The organism is Deltaproteobacteria bacterium, assembly GCA_029858205.1.
Lineage (GTDB): Bacteria > Desulfobacterota > GWC2-55-46 > GWC2-55-46 > DRQE01 > JAOUFM01.
In genome coordinates, this window is record JAOUFM010000001.1 from 197550 (window position 1) to 213243 (window position 15694).

The following is a 15694-nucleotide window of genomic DNA, read 5'->3' on the forward strand; positions in this document are numbered from 1 at the left end:
ATAAACATGGACAAACTCATAATCGAAGGCGGCAACAGACTGGTTGGCACAATCGAGGTAAGCGGCTCAAAGAACTCGGCCCTGCCCCTTATGGCAGCCGCGCTTTTGACAGGCGGCAAATATACGCTCACGAACCTTCCGAAGCTAAAGGACATCAGCACATTTAAAAAAGTCCTTAGCCACATGGGCTGCGTTGTCGAGAACACGGACGGCGGCGTTATCATAGACGCATCCAACGCGCGCATGGTAGAGGCCCCGTACGATCTTGTAAAAACAATGCGGGCCTCGGTGCTTGTGCTCGGGCCAATGGTCGCGCGCTTTAAGGAAGCACGGGTGAGCCTTCCCGGAGGATGCGCAATAGGGGCGCGCCCCATAAACCTGCATTTAATGGCGCTCGAAAAAATGGGCGCAGAGGTCGAGATACAGGGCGGGTACGTTATAGTAAAAGCAAAAAACTTAAAAGGCGCGAAAATCTGCTTTGACACTATCACTGTCACTGGCACGGAAAACATAATGCTTGCCGCAGTGCACGCCGACGGCGAGACTATAATCGAGAACGCGGCGCTCGAGCCGGAGGTAACGGAGCTCGGATACGCACTAAAGAAAATGGGCGCTGACATAGACGGCATAGGCACGGACAAAATCACGATACGCGGAGTAAAAGAACTAAGGCCAATCGAATACAAGGTCATGCCCGACAGGATAGAAGCCGGAACGTTCATGGTGGCCGCTGCCATGACGACCGGGAACGTGCTTATAAAGAACTGCCCTGCAGAGCACCTTGACGCGCTAACTGACAAGCTCAAGGCAGCAGGGGCTTCGGTAAAAACGGAAAACGGAGGAGTACGGGTGGTGGGCGATAAGCCCATACAAAGCGTTGACATAAAGACCTACCCCTACCCCGCCTTCCCTACCGACATGCAGGCGCAGATGATGGCCATGATGTCCATATCTAGCGGCTTAAGCGTAATAACGGAAACGATCTTCGAGAACCGTTTCATGCACGTTGCCGAGTTGCAGAGGATGGGCGCGAACATCACGGTAGACGGCAGGAACGCGGTGGTAAAGGGCGTAAGGTCGCTAAGCGGCGCGCCCCTTATGGCAACGGACCTTCGCGCAAGCGCTTCTCTCGTGCTCGCAGGGCTCGTTGCAAACGGCATCACCGAGGTATCGAGAATATACCATCTTGACCGCGGCTACGATGCAATAGAAAAAAAATTAAACGCCATTGGCGCTAACATCAAACGGGTGAAGGATGAATAAAGGAACCGGCAAGCTCACGATAGCGCTCCCAAAAGGCCGCATCATGGACGAGGCGTTAAACGTCTTCAAGGCTGCGGGAATAGATGCTGCATCTGCCCTTAAGGCAGACGACCGCCGCTTGATATTTGACGGCCCGGGAAACCTTCGCTTCATGGTAGTGCGGGGCCAGGACGTGCCCACGTACGTAGAGTACGGCGCGGCAGATCTCGGGATTGCCGGAAAGGACGTGCTGGTAGAGCAAAATAAAGACCTCTACGAGCCGCTTGACTTAAATATCGGCAAATGCCGCATGGTGGTTGCGGAGCCGGAAAAAGTGAAAAAGACCGACAACCCCTCGCACTGGACGCGCGTAAAGGTTGCAACAAAGTACCCGAACATAACGTCGGCGTATTTCCTAAGTAAAGGCATACAGGTGGAGATGATAAAGCTCTACGGCTCGATAGAGCTTGCGCCACTGCTTGGGCTCTCGGAGAGGATAGTAGACCTCGTGCAAAGCGGCAGGACGCTAAAGGAGAACGGCCTTGCCGAGGTCGAGACCATAATGGAAGTGTCTTCCAGACTGGTGGCAAACAGGGCAAGCCTTAAGACAAGGCCCGAAGAGATAAAGACTCTTATCGAACGACTATCGAAGGCAGTTAAAAAACTAAGGTAGTACAATGCGCATCATCGAGACAAAAAACCACGAGTACAAAGAAGTACTAAAAAGCGTGCTCGGGCGCGGAGAATCCGACTCCGCATCCGTTGAGGCGGTAGTGCGCGAAATTATAGCCAATGTAAAAAAGCGCGGGGACTCTGCCCTCTTCGAGTATACGAAACGCTTTGACAGGGCCGACATAGGCCCAAAGACAATAAAGGTTAGCGAAAAAGAAATAAACGCCGCAATAAGGAAAATCCCAAAAAAAGACCTTGCCATAATCGAGCTCTCGGCAAGCCGCATATCTTCATTTCACAAGCGCCAAATCGAGTTCTCGTGGTTCTATAACGAGGACGAAATACTGCTTGGCCAGAAGATATCGGCAATAGAAAAGGCCGGCATCTACGTGCCCGGGGGCAAGGCAGCCTACCCGTCTACAGTATTAATGAACGCGATACCTGCAAAGGTGGCCGGCGTAAAAAAGGTAGTGATGGTAACGCCGCCCGGGCCAACAGGCGAAATCAACCCGTACGTGCTCGCTGCGGCAAAGGTAGCCAAAGTGGACGCAATATTTAAGATCGGCGGTGCGCAGGCTGTTGCCGCCCTCGCCTACGGCACAAAGTCGGTCCCAAAGGTCGATAAAATAGTTGGCCCGGGCAATATCTACGTCGCAACGGCCAAGCGGCTCGTATTCGGCACCGTCGACATAGACATGGTAGCCGGGCCAAGCGAGATACTCGTAATAAACGACGGCACCGGGAGCGCGGACGTTATCGCAGCAGACCTTCTCTCCCAGGCAGAGCACGACGAGCTTGCGTCCTCGATACTGATAACGACCTCGAAGGCAATGGCAAAGAAGGTGGCGCTAAGAGTTGGCGCAAGAATAAAGAAACTAAAACGGCGCGCAATAGCTGAGAAATCCATTGCAAGCTACGGCGTGATATTCGTTACCGGGAACTTAAACGAGGCATTCTCCATATCGAATAGCATTGCGCCGGAGCATCTCGAGCTCTTCATGCAGGACGCTGAAAAATATCTAAAGAAGGTCGAGAACGCCGGGGCCGTGTTCCTCGGCCCTGATACAGCAGAGGCATGCGGCGACTATATCGCAGGGCCAAACCACACGCTCCCGACCGGAGGCACGGCAAGGTTCTCCTCGCCTCTTGGAGTATATGATTTCCAGAAACGGACAAGCGTGATATCATTCTCAGAGAGGGCGGCAAGGCAGTTTGGAAAGGCCGTCTCGCGCTTTGCAAGAATAGAAGGATTAGAGGCGCACGCGCTTAGCGCAGAGGCAAGGCTTGGCGGAAAAAAACGCGGGAGATGACACATATGCCTAAAAAAGCACGGACAGCGAAAGTAAAAAGAAAAACAACGGAAACGGACATAAAGCTCGAGCTAAACCTCGACGGCAAAGGCTCTGCCGAAGTATCTACAGGCATAGCCTTCTTCGACCACATGCTAACGCTCCTTGCCAAGCACGCCCTGTTTGGCCTTACGATAAAGGCCAAGGGCGATATAGATGTCGACTACCACCACACGGTCGAAGATGTCGGGCTCTGCCTCGGGGAAGCGCTTAAAAAAGCCCTTGGAGATAAAAAGGGCCTTGTGCGCTACGGCACCGCCGAGGTTCCGATGATGGATTCGCTCTCGAAGGTAACGCTCGACCTTAGCGGCAGGCCCTACTTCAAGATAACGCCCAATAAGGACTCCATGAGCGAGCTCTACAGAGTGCACAAACTCTACGAATCGGACAGATTCCACTTCGACCTCGGGTTTATGGAAGAGTTCATGCAGGCGCTCGCGAACTCGGCCGGCATGGATCTGCACATAACGCTCTACTACGGCAAGGATTTGCATCATGCGATAGAGTCCATATTCAAGGCGCTTGCGAAGGCCTTAAAGAACGCGGTCGAGATAGACCCGCGCATAGAAGGAGTAATGTCGACAAAAGGCACGCTATGATAGCTATCGTCGATTACGGCATGGGCAATTTGAGAAGCGTCGAAAAGGCCTTTAAGAAAGTAGGCCTCGACGCTTCTGTCACGTCCGATGCCGCGAAAATCGCATCTGCCTCAAAGGTCGTTCTTCCGGGGGTAGGCGCATTCGAAGAATGCATGAAGAACCTCTCGAAAGACGGCCTTGACGAAGCGGTCGTAAAGGCGGTAAAATCCGGTAAACCGTTTCTTGGGATATGCCTCGGGCTGCAACTCCTGTTCGATGAATCGGAGGAAGAAGGCACGCACAAGGGGCTTGGCCTGGTCGGCGGAAAGATAAAGAAGTTCGGCCCGGGCTTAAAGGTGCCGCATATGGGCTGGAACACCGTTAAAAAGAACAAGCCCGCCTCCCCCATGCTTAGCGGCATAAACGAAAACGAGTACTTTTACTTCGTGCACTCGTACTACCCGGTGCCCGATGATAAGACAATAGCGCTTACCATGACCGAGTACGGCAGCGAGTTCGTAAGCTCTATAGAAACCGATAACATCCGGGCATTCCAATTTCACCCGGAAAAGAGCCAGAGAGCCGGGCTAAAGCTGATAGAGAACTTCGCAAAAACGCGCTGAGTGCGGCACGGCGCGACAAACAGCCAATAAAGAGGCCCCTATGATAATCATCCCTGCAATAGACATAAAAGGCGGCAAGTGCGTGCGCCTCGAACAGGGCAAAATGGACGCAGAGACCGTGTACTCGACAAACCCTGTCGAGGTGGCTCTTAAGTGGGAGGCTGCCGGGGCGCGCATAATACACCTTGTGGACCTGGACGCTGCAATCGAAGGCAGGCCCGTTAACTTTAATATCATCAAAAATATCGTCGACAAGCTAAAGACCGCCGTGCAAATCGGCGGCGGCATACGCTCGATGGAAACAGCCGAAGCGTACCTCAACATCCCTGGGGTCGAGCGTATAATCATCGGCACCGCGGCTGCAAAGGACGAGGCCTTCATAAAAAGCCTCGCGCAAAAGCACCCCGGTAAGATTACAGTCGGCATAGACGCGAAGGACGGCAAGGTCGCTGTCAAAGGCTGGGTCGAGGTTACCGACATAGACGCATTCACTCTGGCGAAAAAGCTCAAGGCCCTCGGTGTCGCGGCCCTCGTCTACACCGACATATCGAGAGACGGCATGCTAAGCGGCCCGAACCTCGCGGCAAACACGAAGATGGCCAAAGAGGCAGGCATACCGGTCATAGCCTCCGGCGGCGTATCGGGAATAGAGGACATAAAGCGGCTGAAGGCCACGGGCGTATACGGCGCAATCATAGGCAAGGCGCTCTATTCCGGAGACATAGACCTTAAAGAAGCCATACAAACGGCGAACAAGGCATAACAGTGCTGACCAAGCGTATCATCCCCTGCCTGGACGTAAAGGACGGCCGCGTTGTAAAAGGCGTAAGCTTCGTGGAGCTAAGGGACGCCGGCGACCCGGTAGAATGCGCCGTTGCCTACGACGCTCAGGGCGCCGACGAGCTCGTGTTCCTAGACATCACGGCCTCGCACGAGGAAAGAAAGACCATACTCGATATAGCCGAGAGAACGGCAGCCGACGTGTTCATGCCGGTAACAATAGGCGGCGGCATAAAAACATTAGACGACATAAAAGAGCTGCTTCGCGCAGGCGCGGACAAGGTATCCATAAACACAACGGCCGTTAACGACCCGATGTTCTTAAGAAAGACCGCGGACAAATTCGGCACGCAGTGCATAGTCGTTGCAATAGACGCAAAGATGAACGCCGACGGAAAATCCTGGGGCGTATTCACGCACGGCGGCAGAAAGCCCGCAGGGCTGGACGCTGTAGAATGGGCGAAAAAGGTCGTATCTCTTGGCGCAGGAGAGATACTTCTTACCAGCATGGACCAGGACGGGCGTAAAAACGGCTACGACCTGGCACTAACAAGCGCCGTTGCCGATGCCGTGACCGTGCCGGTAATCGCATCGGGCGGAGCGGGAACGCTCGAGCACATCTACGAGGCATTTACAAAAGGCAAGGCGGACGCAGCGCTTGCGGCAAGTATTTTTCACTTCGGGGAGTTCACGGTGCCGGAAACTAAAAAATTCCTTATGGCCAAGGGCGTAAACATGCGGCCGCCGCAAGGGACCTGACATGCAGGAGAGAAAAGCCCGATTTCTAAAGTTCATCATCGCTTATAAAACAATAATGGGCTCTCTCGAGCTCATTATTTTTTTTGGTCTCCTGAAGCTCGTTGACAAAGACCTCAAAATTGCCGCAACCACATTCGCAAAGTACCTGAACCTCGACATAGAAAACCAATACATCAGGCTTCTCATAGAAAATATCGCGCAAGTCGAACATAACACGATGATAGGTCTTTCGATAAGCGTGTTCCTTTTCTCTGCCTTCAACCTTGTTGAGGCCTGGGGGCTGCATCTTAGGCGTAAGTGGGCCGAATGGCTCACCGTTGCCTCCACGGGCGCGATGATACCATTTGAGATATACACCATTTACGACAAGGTCACTGTGGTACGCATAATAGTACTTGCGCTAAACTGCGCCATAGTCTACTACCTCGCCACGCGTAAAGACCTCTTCCACAGCAAGAGAGAAATGGAAGAGTTGAAAAAACGCGAACAGGAAGAACTTGGCAAACACAAGACAAGGCTCGAAGAAATCGTTCAAAAAGAGCACGAACTCGAGGAAATAATAACCAACGAACTGGAGCTCGAGCGGCTTCTAGAGAAGAAAATCGCCATCGAAGAACACTTCCTCACGGAACGAGACGCAGACGCAAAGGCAAGGCTTAATAACGAGCTCCGGCTCCTCACGGAACGCGAAAACGAGCTTATAGAGCTTATAAGAGACGAAAAACGGACGCTCCACTAACGACTGTTGACAAAGCCGCAATTTAGACTATCCTTAGCATATAGAAAAAACAAAAAGGAGGGCTGCATATGCCGTATGAACCAAGGAAGTTCGATTTAAAGGGACTGGACGGGCTATCCGACAACCAGATTTCGCAGCACAGAGATACGCTCTACGTGGGATACGTAAACAAACTTAACGAAATTCAGGAAAAGCTCAAGACAGCTGACAGAGGCAAGGCAAACCAGATATACAGCGAGCTTCGGGCTTTAAAGGCCGATGAGACATTCGCCCTAAACGGTGTCGTGCTCCACGAGCTCTACTTCGAGAACCTCGGAGGCAAGGGAGGAGCCCCCTCTGGCGGCCTGCTGAAAGCAATAGAGGCTGACTTCGGGTCTTTTGATAAGTGGGTGGAAGACTTCAAGGCCTCTGGCATGGCAGCAAGAGGCTGGGTAATGCTTGGTAAATGCGGGTATGACGGAAAGCTACACAACTGGGGGCTTGATTCGCACAATAACAACTTCCCTGCCCTCGCCACCCCCGTTCTTATCATGGACGTGTATGAGCACGCCTATGCAATAGACTACGGCGTAAAGAGACCGCCCTATATTGAAGCATTCATGAAGAACATAGACTGGAAGGCAGCGGAGAAGAGGTTTAAGTAAGCGCCTGTTCAGTTTAAGACACGCTGGGGGTGCCGTCCTTTGGACGGCACCCCCAGCGTCATTTCATCTTTACCTGCTATCCACAAACAGCGCGCACGGGTCTTCTAAAAACAAAATCACCTTATTAAGAAAATTCGCGGCCTCTCTACCGTCCGTAACCCTGTGGTCGAATGTAAGGGAGAGCGGCAAAATCTTTCTTATCTCGATTTTTCCGTCCACCACCCACGGCCTCTCCCTCACCTTGCCTGTGCCAAGTATGGCAACGTCAGGGTAGTTTATAACAGGAGTAGCGTACGTGCCGCCGAATGTGCCGTAATTGGTGATTGTAAAGGACGAGCCCTTAAGCTCATCAAGAGTAAGTTTTCTCTCCCTCGCCTTTTCGCCAAGCTCGTGTATCTCGCCTGCTATCTCGAGGATGGTCTTCTTATCGACATCTCGCACAACACTCACCATAAGCCCGTCGTCGGTATCTATGGCAACGCCGATGTTATAGTATTTCTTGAGCACAACCTCCTCTCTCTCATCGTCCATGCTGGCATTAAGAGAAGGGAAATCCTTCAAAGCATGCTGCGCTGCCTTTATAAAGAACGGCATAAAGGTAAGGTGCACGCCCTTTTTCTTTGCCTTGGCATTTTCTTTTTCACGAAGTTCATAGAGAGCGGTGACATCTGCATCGTCCATCCCGGTCACGAACACAGTAGACTTTTGCGAGAGAACCAGGTTCTTAGCAATGGCCTTTCTAACGCCCTTCAAGGCAACGCGCTCAACAGGGCCGTACTTGTCCGCAGCCTCTTTCTTAACTGTCTCGCCAGTACCCTTTACATCGGCCTCCGTGATTCTGCCTCCCTGGCCCGTGCCCTTTACCTTTGTTAAATCCACCCCAAGCTTCTTTGCAAGGCTTCTCACGAACGGCGGGGCAAGGACCTCCTCCTTGTCCGGCAGCTTGCCGACAATGGACACGGACTCTCTTTTCTCCTCGCCTGCCTCGAGCCGTATCGTGAAAATAACCTCACCTACCGAGGCAACCTCGCCCTCGGGCTTTAGTATCTTTTCTATGACGCCTTTTTTGGGGCTTGGCACCTCTACGATTGCCTTATCGGTCTCTACCTCCACAACCACCTGATGCTCAAGGACGCTATCGCCTTCCTTAACGCGCCACTTTACAATTTCGCCCTCGACAATACCCTCGCCAAGGTCAGGCAGCTTGAATTCGTAAGCCATGTCTTTATTCTCCTAATATGATAGAACTTCGTCGTACGCCTTTTTGATAAGCTCAACCGACGGCATGTAATGGTCTTCGAGAAGGGCCATGGGCGTTACCGCATCCGGCGCAGTTACCCTCTTTACAGGCGCCTTAAGGTGCATGAGCGCCTTATCTGCCGCGAGCGCTGCGATTTCCGCTGCCACGCCGCAAAACCCTGTTGCCTCGTGCACAATGACAAGACGGCCTGTTTTCTTTACCGAGCTTAATATCAAATCCTCATCAAGCGGCTTTATGGTCTGAAGGTCTATGATTTCAGCATTAAGCCCCTCGGCAGCCTCCGAAGCTCTGTGCAGCATCGCGCCCCAGGAAACGATCGTCAGATCAGAACCTTCCTGAAAAACATCTGCCCTGCCAAGTTCGATTGTGTAGCCCTCTTCCGGCACCTCGGCCTTTATTGAACGGTAGAGGCGCGAAGGCTCTAAAAAGAGCACAGGGTCAGGGTCGCGTATAGCAGATATCAAAAGCCCCTTTGCATTGTACGGGTTCGACGGAATAACGACCTTCACCCCGGGCATATGGCAAAATATCGCTTCCGGAGAATCCGAGTGCAGCTCCGGGCCTTTTATGCCCACCCCGTACGGAGCCCGTATCACAAGAGGGCAAGTAAAGCGCCCCCTTGACCTCGCCCGCATTCTTGCTGCATGCGAATAGACCTGCTCTATTGCCTCGTAGATAAAAGCCATGAACTGTATCTCTGCAACAGGCTTAAGTCCGTAGAGCGACATGCCGATTGCAGTGCCGACAATGCCAAGCTCCGCAAGCGGAGTGTCTATTACGCGCTCTTTGCCAAATTTTTCAAGAAGCCCGGCGCTCACGCGGAACACGCCGCCGTCGGTGCCGACGTCTTCGCCAAGGATTACGACGTTATCGTCTCGCTCCATCTCGAGAGTAAGGGCCGAGTTAACGGCCTCGACCATGTTCATTTTAGCCATCCGCGCTCCTTAAGCTCACGAAGCTGTCTCTGGCTCGCCTCGGCGTTCGTGTAGCGTATGATGTCGTCTGGCTCTGAGGAAGGATACGACTCTTCCTCTAAAATTGCGGCGTCCAGCTTCTCAAAGCATTTTCCCTCGACGTCCTTTTCATAGGTCTCGCTCCAGAGGCCTTTTTTCTGCATAAACAAGCGCAGCCGTATAAGCGGCTCCTTCTTTGCCCATGCCTCGACATCCGCGCTATTTCTGTAACGCGTTGCATCGTCGGCTGTAGTATGGTGGTCGAGCCTGTAGGTAAGGTTCTCTATCAGTGTCGGCCCTCCGCCGCTTCTTGCTTTTTCCAGGGCCTCGTTTGCGGCCTTATACACTGCGAACACGTCGTTACCGTCCGTCTGAATGCCGCCAAAGCCGTAGCCAAACGCCCTCTGCGCAATAGTCTCGGAGGCAGTCTGGGTCTTTAGCGGTACGGATATTGCCCACTGGTTATTCTGGCAGACGAATACAACCGGCAGCTTGAATACGCCTGCAAAGTTAAGGGCCTCGTGAAAGTCGCCTCTGGAAGATGCTCCGTCGCCAAAAAAGCATATGACAGCGTCGTTCTTCTTCCTGTACTTCATGGCGTAGGCAACGCCAACTGCATGCGTAAGGTGCGAGCCGACGGGAACGCTCATGGGAAGGATGTTTAAATCAGGCGGCGTCTTTGCGCCCCTTTCATCGCCCTTCCAGTACCTGTATAACATCCATGCCGGGTACCCAAGGGCCAGGAACACGCCGTTTTCCCTGAATGTCGGCGCAACCCAGTCGGACTTTCTTATGGCAAGGGCAGTAGCTGCCTGCGTTGCCTCAAGGCCGTATATGGACGGATACGTGCCTATGCGGCCTTCCCTCTGTAGGCTAAGGGCGCGGCTATTAAAGGCCCTCATATAGATAATACTCTCAAAAAGGGCCTTTATGGCGTCATCCGAGAGCCCGGGCATGAGCGAGGCATCGGCCTCTCCTGCCTCGTTTAAAACGCCCAGATGCTTTATCTCGAATGTCCCAACTATCTTCTCTGTCATTATAAATAGAGTCTACCAAGAGGTTAAGGCCCCGTCAAGGCCGTATACCGAAGATTCGGCGGCATTGACACGGCGAATATGTTATTATATGCTTTCTAAAACCACTTTGGAGAAACATAACTTGGAAAAACCGGATATAAAATACGACGCAAACGGCCTCATCCCTGCGGTTGCGCAGGACTCGGATACCGGAGAAGTCTTGATGCTAGCCTTCATGAACAAGGAAGCTCTCGAGAAAACCCTCGATACAGGGCTCGCGCACTACTATAGCAGGTCGCGCCAAAAGCTCTGGATGAAGGGCGAGACCTCGGGCAACACGCAGAAGGTCGAGGGCGTTTTCTACGACTGCGACTCCGACTCCGTGCTCCTTAGGATAAAGCAAAAAGGGGTTGCCTGTCACACGGGCGAACGTTCGTGCTTTTTCCGCCGCCTTGACCAGGGCGGCAAAGAGTTCGGCGTACAGAAGGGCAGCGCAGCACCGGCAAGCGGCAGCGAGGCAGTAATCAGCGGCCTTTACAAGGTTCTGCTCGATAGAAAGAACTCCTCGCCAGATGAGTCCTACGTAGCCTCGCTATACTCAAAGGGCTTTAACAAAATCGCTGCAAAGATACACGAAGAATCTGCCGAGCTCGTGCATGCCGGGAAAAAGGGCGGAAAAGACGAAATCGTGCACGAAATATCCGACCTCTGGTTCCACACCATGGTGCTCCTTGGGTATAAAGACATTGCCATAGAGGACGTGTTTACGGAGCTTAAGCGCCGCTTTGGAACTTCAGGGCACGATGAAAAAGCCTCGAGGCCGATAAAAAAGGACGAAGACTGACGCAGACATAAAAGGAGCCTTTGATTATGGAATGCATATTCTGCAAGATTGCGGCAAAGAAAATCCCCTCTACAATCGTAAAGGAAACCGACAGGCTCGTTGTCATAAAGGACATCAGCCCGCAAAGCCCCACTCACCTGCTCGTGATTCCCAAAGCCCACTTCGCAACCATCCTTGACTGCGATGACAGAAACATCATGGGCGAGATGCTCTCAGTTGCCAAGGAAGCGGCAAAAGAGGCAGGAGTTGATAAAAAGGGCTTTCGCCTGGTCATCAACACGAACGAGGAAGGCGGGCAGACGGTTTTCCATCTGCACATGCATTTGATGGCAGGACGGCACCTAGACGGCAAGATGGGATAGAAACGAAGCCCGCGATTTTTGCGGCACCAGCACGATATAGGTAGCAACAACCCCCAAACACGCGCATATAGCGCCAAACACTACATGCTTTACGGCAGATTCATAGAATTACTGCTAAATCTTTTTATCGACAGCGACCACCAGAGAAGCGAAAAGGCATTCGACTATCTAATGACCGGAATAATAATAGTTGCCATTATACTTTGCATCGGTTTTATACTATTAGGGCTTTTCATACTCTTAACAGCATAATCGGCAATTTCTCTCGCCCCAAACCAGCAAGCATGTCATAGACTCGATTCGTGATCCAGTATGACCGATAAGACTCTGGATTCCCGCCTTCGCGGGAATGACAACGTGAGATTGCTTCGCCGCTTCGCGTCATCCGACGCTTCGCGCCTCGCAATGACTGCGTTTACATTTGGGTGCAGGCGTCACGCCTGCCGGCCAAATCGCGGGTTTGCCAAAAAGCAAATTACAGCCTGGTTATATTCCCCTACCCTCCTTAACAAGTCCGAGCCTGATTATCCGATCCAGTACGGTTACGTCAATATTTCCGCCGCTCACTACGAGGACGACCTTATTCCCAGGCTTTGGGATTTTATTCTCAATAAGTGCCGCAAGCGGCACAGCCCCTGCCCCCTCGACAACGAGCTTCTTACGCTCCATGAACTTTAATACCGCCTCTGCTATCGAGTCCTCTGCGACTATTACGACGTCCTCCACCTTTTCGCGTATGATATTAAAGGTCCTCTCAGAGACTTTTTTAACGGCAATGCCGTCTGCTATTGTCGGTCTGTTTTCAGCAGGAACAGCATGGCCTTCTCGAAGCGAATCAACGCACGAGGTTGCGGCGTCCGCCTCGACTCCGTAAACGCGTATGTTCGGATTTGCGTGCTTTAAGGCTGTTGCAATGCCGGATATGAGCCCGCCGCCTCCAACAGGCACGATGACAGTATCTACATCAGAAAGGTCTTCTAGTATCTCGATACCGATGGTGCCCTGGCCTGCGATTACGAGGTCGTCGTCGTAAGGTGGTATAAAGGTGATCCCCTCTGCCGCTGCCATCTTAAGCGCCTCGTCATAGGCCTCACCGAAGTTCTTGCCTTTAAGCGTAAGGTTTGCGCCGTAGCCACTCGCTGCCGTCTGCTTGACTTGCTGCGAGGTCTCGGGCATCACGACACAGCACTTTACTTTAAGGAGCGCCGAGGCCCAGGCAACCCCCTGCGCGTGGTTGCCGCTCGATGCTGTGATAACGCCGCGGTCTTTTTCTTCGGATGACAACGAGCTTATTTTATTGTACGCGCCGCGAACCTTAAAGGAGCCTGTCTTCTGGAGGTTTTCGAGCTTAAGATAAACAGATGCCCCGAACATCCTTGAGAACGACGTCGAATACACAAGCGGCGTCCTCTCGACAATGCCTCTGAGCTTTTTGGAGGCTTCTTTTATAAGAAATGGAATATCGGCCATATAATATCCAAAACCGTTCCAATCATCTATCTTTGAAATAATTTACGCAGTCACATACGAATCATCGTATCTTTACCCCTTCCACCGGGCATGGGGCTAAGCAAGGACTTAAGCGGGCCGCACAGGAGGCGGGCATCAAGCCGGGGGCGCATGAGCGAAGCGATTTTAGGCGGGGCTTGATGCGAGGCGGCTGTGCGGCGGGGTGGCAGTCCTTGCACGCCCCATGCCCAAAAGCCGCCCCGCAGGAGCAAAGCTCTTGTAACCTCAAAATCACATTCAGCGCACGTACTGCAGAACTTAGCGAGTTATGCGCCCCGCTGCCTGCGTATCTCATACATCACCACCACCCCGGCCTGCGCGGCGTTAAGGGAGTTCACCCTGCCCGACATCGGGATTGAGAGCGCAAAGTCGCATTCTTCCTTAACGAGCTTTCTTATGCCCGAGCCCTCGCTGCCAATAACTACCGCGATATCTATGTTCAGGTCCTCGGAAGAAACAAGCTTACCCTCGCCTGCCTCTATTGCCGCGACCCAGACGTTTTCCTCTTTTAGCCGCCTGATGGCAGCAGCAAGGTTAACGACCATCGCAATCATTACGTGCTCGGTTGCGCCTGCCGATGCCTTTGTGACAGCCGGTGTCACAGGGGCGCACCTGTCTTTCGTAATCACGACCGCATGCGCGCCGAACACATCCGCGCCTCTTATGATGGAGCCCATGTTTTGCGGGTCCTGCACGGAATCGAGCAGAACAAAGAACGCCTTTTTGCCAGAGGCCTTCCACTTATTTATCGCGTCCTCGATGTCGACGTACTCGAACTCTCCGGTGGCTACCCCTACGACCCCCTGGTGCGCCGCGCCCTTTGTCATCACGTCAAGGGACTTGGGGCTGTCGTACTCAACGGCCACGCCGCGTTTATGCGCCTCGCGCTCGACTGGATAGGTTGCCTTACCCTTCTTGTCGGACACTATAACCTTTGATAGGCGCGTTACCCCGGATTTGAGCGCCTCCATCACCGGGTTTATGCCGTATATCAATCTGCTCATCAGTTATCCTCTTAGGCGTGGTTACGCCAGGTTCTAATAGACCACAAAAGCAGTTACGTGTCAACACGGCGAAGGCCGCCTTGCCCGAAAGCTCTTGCAGTGACGCCGTATATGTGTTAAGTTTTGGGTATATGATGAGGCTTACGAAAGAGCAGGTCGAGAAACTGACGCTTAAAGTCCTCGAAGGACTGAAGAAAAAAGAGCTCCTCACCTTCAAGGCAGACGAGCACGCAGTGCTAAAAAAGATGAACGACGTGTTCATGGCCGACCTTAAGGCCGAGGACGACCTCGATAAAGAGGTAGAGAAGATGCTCGAATCGCACTCGGGCGAAATAGGCACGCAGCGCCTGGATTACAGGAAGATGTTCACGATGGTGAAGCATAAGCTCGCCAAGGAAAGGGGCATCGTGCTTTGAGGCTCACAGAGGATAGGATTTCCCACATAGCGCACCTCATAAGCGACGGCATCTGGAAGGATGACCTCGTTGACTTCGAGGACGACGACAAGGTGCTCTCCGAGATAAAGAAAATCCTTACCGAATACCTCTCGACAGAAGATAAGGCAGACGAGGCCGCGAGGGACAAGATACGCACCCTCTCAAGAGGCGTGCCAGAGGGCAGCAGAGAGTGGGAAATACTTTACAAGAAGTACTTCGAGGAAGAACTGGCAAAGAAGCATTTTTAGAGGCGCTACTGCGCATATAAAACAACTTCTCTACGGCGCATGCAATGCGCCGTTCTCTCAAAATGACAGAATACTACCCATACATCCTGCCGCCGATCGTCGGCGCGTTCATAGGGTGGCTCACTAACTTCATCGCCATAAAACTGCTTTTCAGGCCGCTAATCCCGCTAAACATCTTTGGCTACGAGCTCCAGGGGCTAATCCCCAAGCGCAGAAAGGACATTGCGCGCGGCATCGCAAAGGCCATAGAGAACGAACTCCTCTCCTCGAAAGACCTTGCAGCTGCGCTTAACTCAATTGACTGGAAAGAGGACATCGAGAAGGCGGTAGAGGAAGTGGTCGAGCACCGCCTGTCTTCATCGAAGGTGAAAAGCATCCCTGTCATAGGGCTCGTTGCCGAGAACCTCTCCTACCACGTAAAGTATCTCATCGCCAAGGACATACTTGCGAAGATGGAGGAGAAAAAAGGCGACCTCGCACGGAAGGTGGCAGGTAACATTGACGTAAAGGGCATGCTCGCGACAAAGATAGACGCCCTTGATTTAACGCGCTTCGAGGGCCTCTTAACCGAGTTCATAGCCCGGGAGCTCAGGCACATAGAGTGGCTTGGCGGAGTAATGGGCTTTTTAATCGGCGTTTTCCAGGCCGTTATATTCTACCTCACAAGATAACAC

At 52.7% G+C, this 15694-nt stretch carries 20 protein-coding genes; 15 read left to right on the plus strand and 5 right to left on the minus strand.

Annotated features, from left to right (window positions below; genetic code table 11):
* Positions 1 to 6 precede the first annotated feature (6 nt).
* The 9 genes from murA (at position 7) to OEV59_01035 (ending at position 7386) form a co-directional block, all read left to right on the plus strand.
* Entirely contained in the window at positions 7 to 1263 is a 1257-nt protein-coding gene (murA, locus tag OEV59_00995) for a UDP-N-acetylglucosamine 1-carboxyvinyltransferase (protein MDH4226319.1), read from the plus strand.
* Positions 1256 to 1915: an ATP phosphoribosyltransferase gene (hisG, locus tag OEV59_01000; GenBank protein MDH4226320.1), complete on the plus strand. Its 660-nt coding sequence runs from the start codon at positions 1256 to 1258 to the stop codon at positions 1913 to 1915. Before murA ends, hisG begins: the two co-directional genes overlap by 8 nt.
* 4 nt (positions 1916 to 1919) lie before the next feature.
* Positions 1920 to 3224, plus strand: coding sequence for a histidinol dehydrogenase (gene hisD / locus OEV59_01005; GenBank protein ID MDH4226321.1), 1305 nt, complete (start codon positions 1920 to 1922; stop codon positions 3222 to 3224).
* 5 nt (positions 3225 to 3229) lie between these two features.
* Complete coding sequence (gene hisB, locus OEV59_01010; protein ID MDH4226322.1) at positions 3230 to 3862, plus strand: imidazoleglycerol-phosphate dehydratase HisB; 633 nt, start codon at positions 3230 to 3232, stop codon at positions 3860 to 3862.
* Positions 3859 to 4464, plus strand: a complete 606-nt coding sequence (gene hisH / locus OEV59_01015) for an imidazole glycerol phosphate synthase subunit HisH (GenBank protein ID MDH4226323.1) — start codon at positions 3859 to 3861, stop codon at positions 4462 to 4464. Before hisB ends, hisH begins: the two co-directional genes overlap by 4 nt.
* Before the next feature lie 40 nt (positions 4465 to 4504).
* Positions 4505 to 5227: a 1-(5-phosphoribosyl)-5-[(5-phosphoribosylamino)methylideneamino]imidazole-4-carboxamide isomerase gene (gene hisA / locus OEV59_01020; protein MDH4226324.1), complete on the plus strand. Its 723-nt coding sequence runs from the start codon at positions 4505 to 4507 to the stop codon at positions 5225 to 5227.
* 2 nt (positions 5228 to 5229) lie between these two features.
* Complete coding sequence (gene hisF, locus OEV59_01025; GenBank protein MDH4226325.1) at positions 5230 to 6003, plus strand: imidazole glycerol phosphate synthase subunit HisF; 774 nt, start codon at positions 5230 to 5232, stop codon at positions 6001 to 6003.
* A gap of 1 nt (position 6004) precedes the next feature.
* Complete coding sequence (locus OEV59_01030) at positions 6005 to 6742, plus strand: DUF2127 domain-containing protein (protein MDH4226326.1); 738 nt, start codon at positions 6005 to 6007, stop codon at positions 6740 to 6742.
* Positions 6743 to 6810: 68 nt separating this feature from the next.
* Positions 6811 to 7386 carry a Fe-Mn family superoxide dismutase gene (locus OEV59_01035; GenBank protein ID MDH4226327.1) on the plus strand — a complete coding sequence of 192 codons (576 nt, stop codon included), beginning with the start codon at positions 6811 to 6813 and terminating at the stop codon, positions 7384 to 7386.
* Positions 7387 to 7455: 69 nt separating this feature from the next.
* On the opposite strand, the gene OEV59_01040 is transcribed toward OEV59_01035, so the two are convergent.
* Genes OEV59_01040 through pdhA form a run of 3 tightly spaced genes read right to left on the minus strand, consistent with a single transcriptional unit; the run spans position 7456 to position 10637 of the window.
* Positions 7456 to 8607, minus strand: coding sequence for a 2-oxo acid dehydrogenase subunit E2 (locus OEV59_01040; GenBank protein MDH4226328.1), 1152 nt, complete (start codon positions 8605 to 8607; stop codon positions 7456 to 7458).
* A 12-nt stretch (positions 8608 to 8619) separates the two neighbouring features.
* Positions 8620 to 9582: an alpha-ketoacid dehydrogenase subunit beta gene (locus OEV59_01045; GenBank protein ID MDH4226329.1), complete on the minus strand. Its 963-nt coding sequence runs from the start codon at positions 9580 to 9582 to the stop codon at positions 8620 to 8622.
* Positions 9570 to 10637, minus strand: a complete 1068-nt coding sequence (gene pdhA, locus OEV59_01050) for a pyruvate dehydrogenase (acetyl-transferring) E1 component subunit alpha (GenBank protein ID MDH4226330.1) — start codon at positions 10635 to 10637, stop codon at positions 9570 to 9572. Before pdhA ends, OEV59_01045 begins: the two co-directional genes overlap by 13 nt.
* Before the next feature lie 121 nt (positions 10638 to 10758).
* Here pdhA and hisIE point away from each other — a divergent pair, with 121 nt between their 5' ends.
* The 3 genes from hisIE (at position 10759) to OEV59_01065 (ending at position 12074) form a co-directional block, all read left to right on the plus strand.
* Positions 10759 to 11460: a bifunctional phosphoribosyl-AMP cyclohydrolase/phosphoribosyl-ATP diphosphatase HisIE gene (gene hisIE / locus OEV59_01055; GenBank protein ID MDH4226331.1), complete on the plus strand. Its 702-nt coding sequence runs from the start codon at positions 10759 to 10761 to the stop codon at positions 11458 to 11460.
* 26 nt (positions 11461 to 11486) lie between these two features.
* Positions 11487 to 11822, plus strand: coding sequence for a histidine triad nucleotide-binding protein (locus tag OEV59_01060; GenBank protein MDH4226332.1), 336 nt, complete (start codon positions 11487 to 11489; stop codon positions 11820 to 11822).
* An 84-nt stretch (positions 11823 to 11906) separates the two neighbouring features.
* Complete coding sequence (locus OEV59_01065; GenBank protein MDH4226333.1) at positions 11907 to 12074, plus strand: hypothetical protein; 168 nt, start codon at positions 11907 to 11909, stop codon at positions 12072 to 12074.
* Positions 12075 to 12308: 234 nt separating this feature from the next.
* On the opposite strand, the gene ilvA is transcribed toward OEV59_01065, so the two are convergent.
* Together ilvA and rlmB are read right to left on the minus strand one after the other, a co-directional pair.
* The gene (gene ilvA / locus OEV59_01070) at positions 12309 to 13292 is read right to left on the minus strand and encodes a threonine ammonia-lyase (GenBank protein MDH4226334.1); all 984 of its coding nucleotides are present in this window, start codon (positions 13290 to 13292) and stop codon (positions 12309 to 12311) included.
* A gap of 305 nt (positions 13293 to 13597) precedes the next feature.
* Positions 13598 to 14335, minus strand: coding sequence for a 23S rRNA (guanosine(2251)-2'-O)-methyltransferase RlmB (rlmB, locus tag OEV59_01075; GenBank protein ID MDH4226335.1), 738 nt, complete (start codon positions 14333 to 14335; stop codon positions 13598 to 13600).
* A 134-nt stretch (positions 14336 to 14469) separates the two neighbouring features.
* On the opposite strand from rlmB, the gene OEV59_01080 reads away from it, so the two are divergent.
* From OEV59_01080 to OEV59_01090, 3 genes are all read left to right on the plus strand, one after another.
* Positions 14470 to 14751: a DUF507 family protein gene (locus OEV59_01080; protein MDH4226336.1), complete on the plus strand. Its 282-nt coding sequence runs from the start codon at positions 14470 to 14472 to the stop codon at positions 14749 to 14751.
* Positions 14748 to 15020, plus strand: a complete 273-nt coding sequence (locus OEV59_01085; GenBank protein ID MDH4226337.1) for a DUF507 family protein — start codon at positions 14748 to 14750, stop codon at positions 15018 to 15020. The genes OEV59_01080 and OEV59_01085 overlap by 4 nt, the downstream gene beginning before the upstream one ends.
* A 62-nt stretch (positions 15021 to 15082) precedes the next feature.
* On the plus strand, positions 15083 to 15691 hold the full coding sequence (locus OEV59_01090) for a DUF445 family protein (protein MDH4226338.1): 609 nt from the start codon (positions 15083 to 15085) through the stop codon (positions 15689 to 15691).
* The last annotated feature ends 3 nt before the right edge of the window (positions 15692 to 15694 follow it).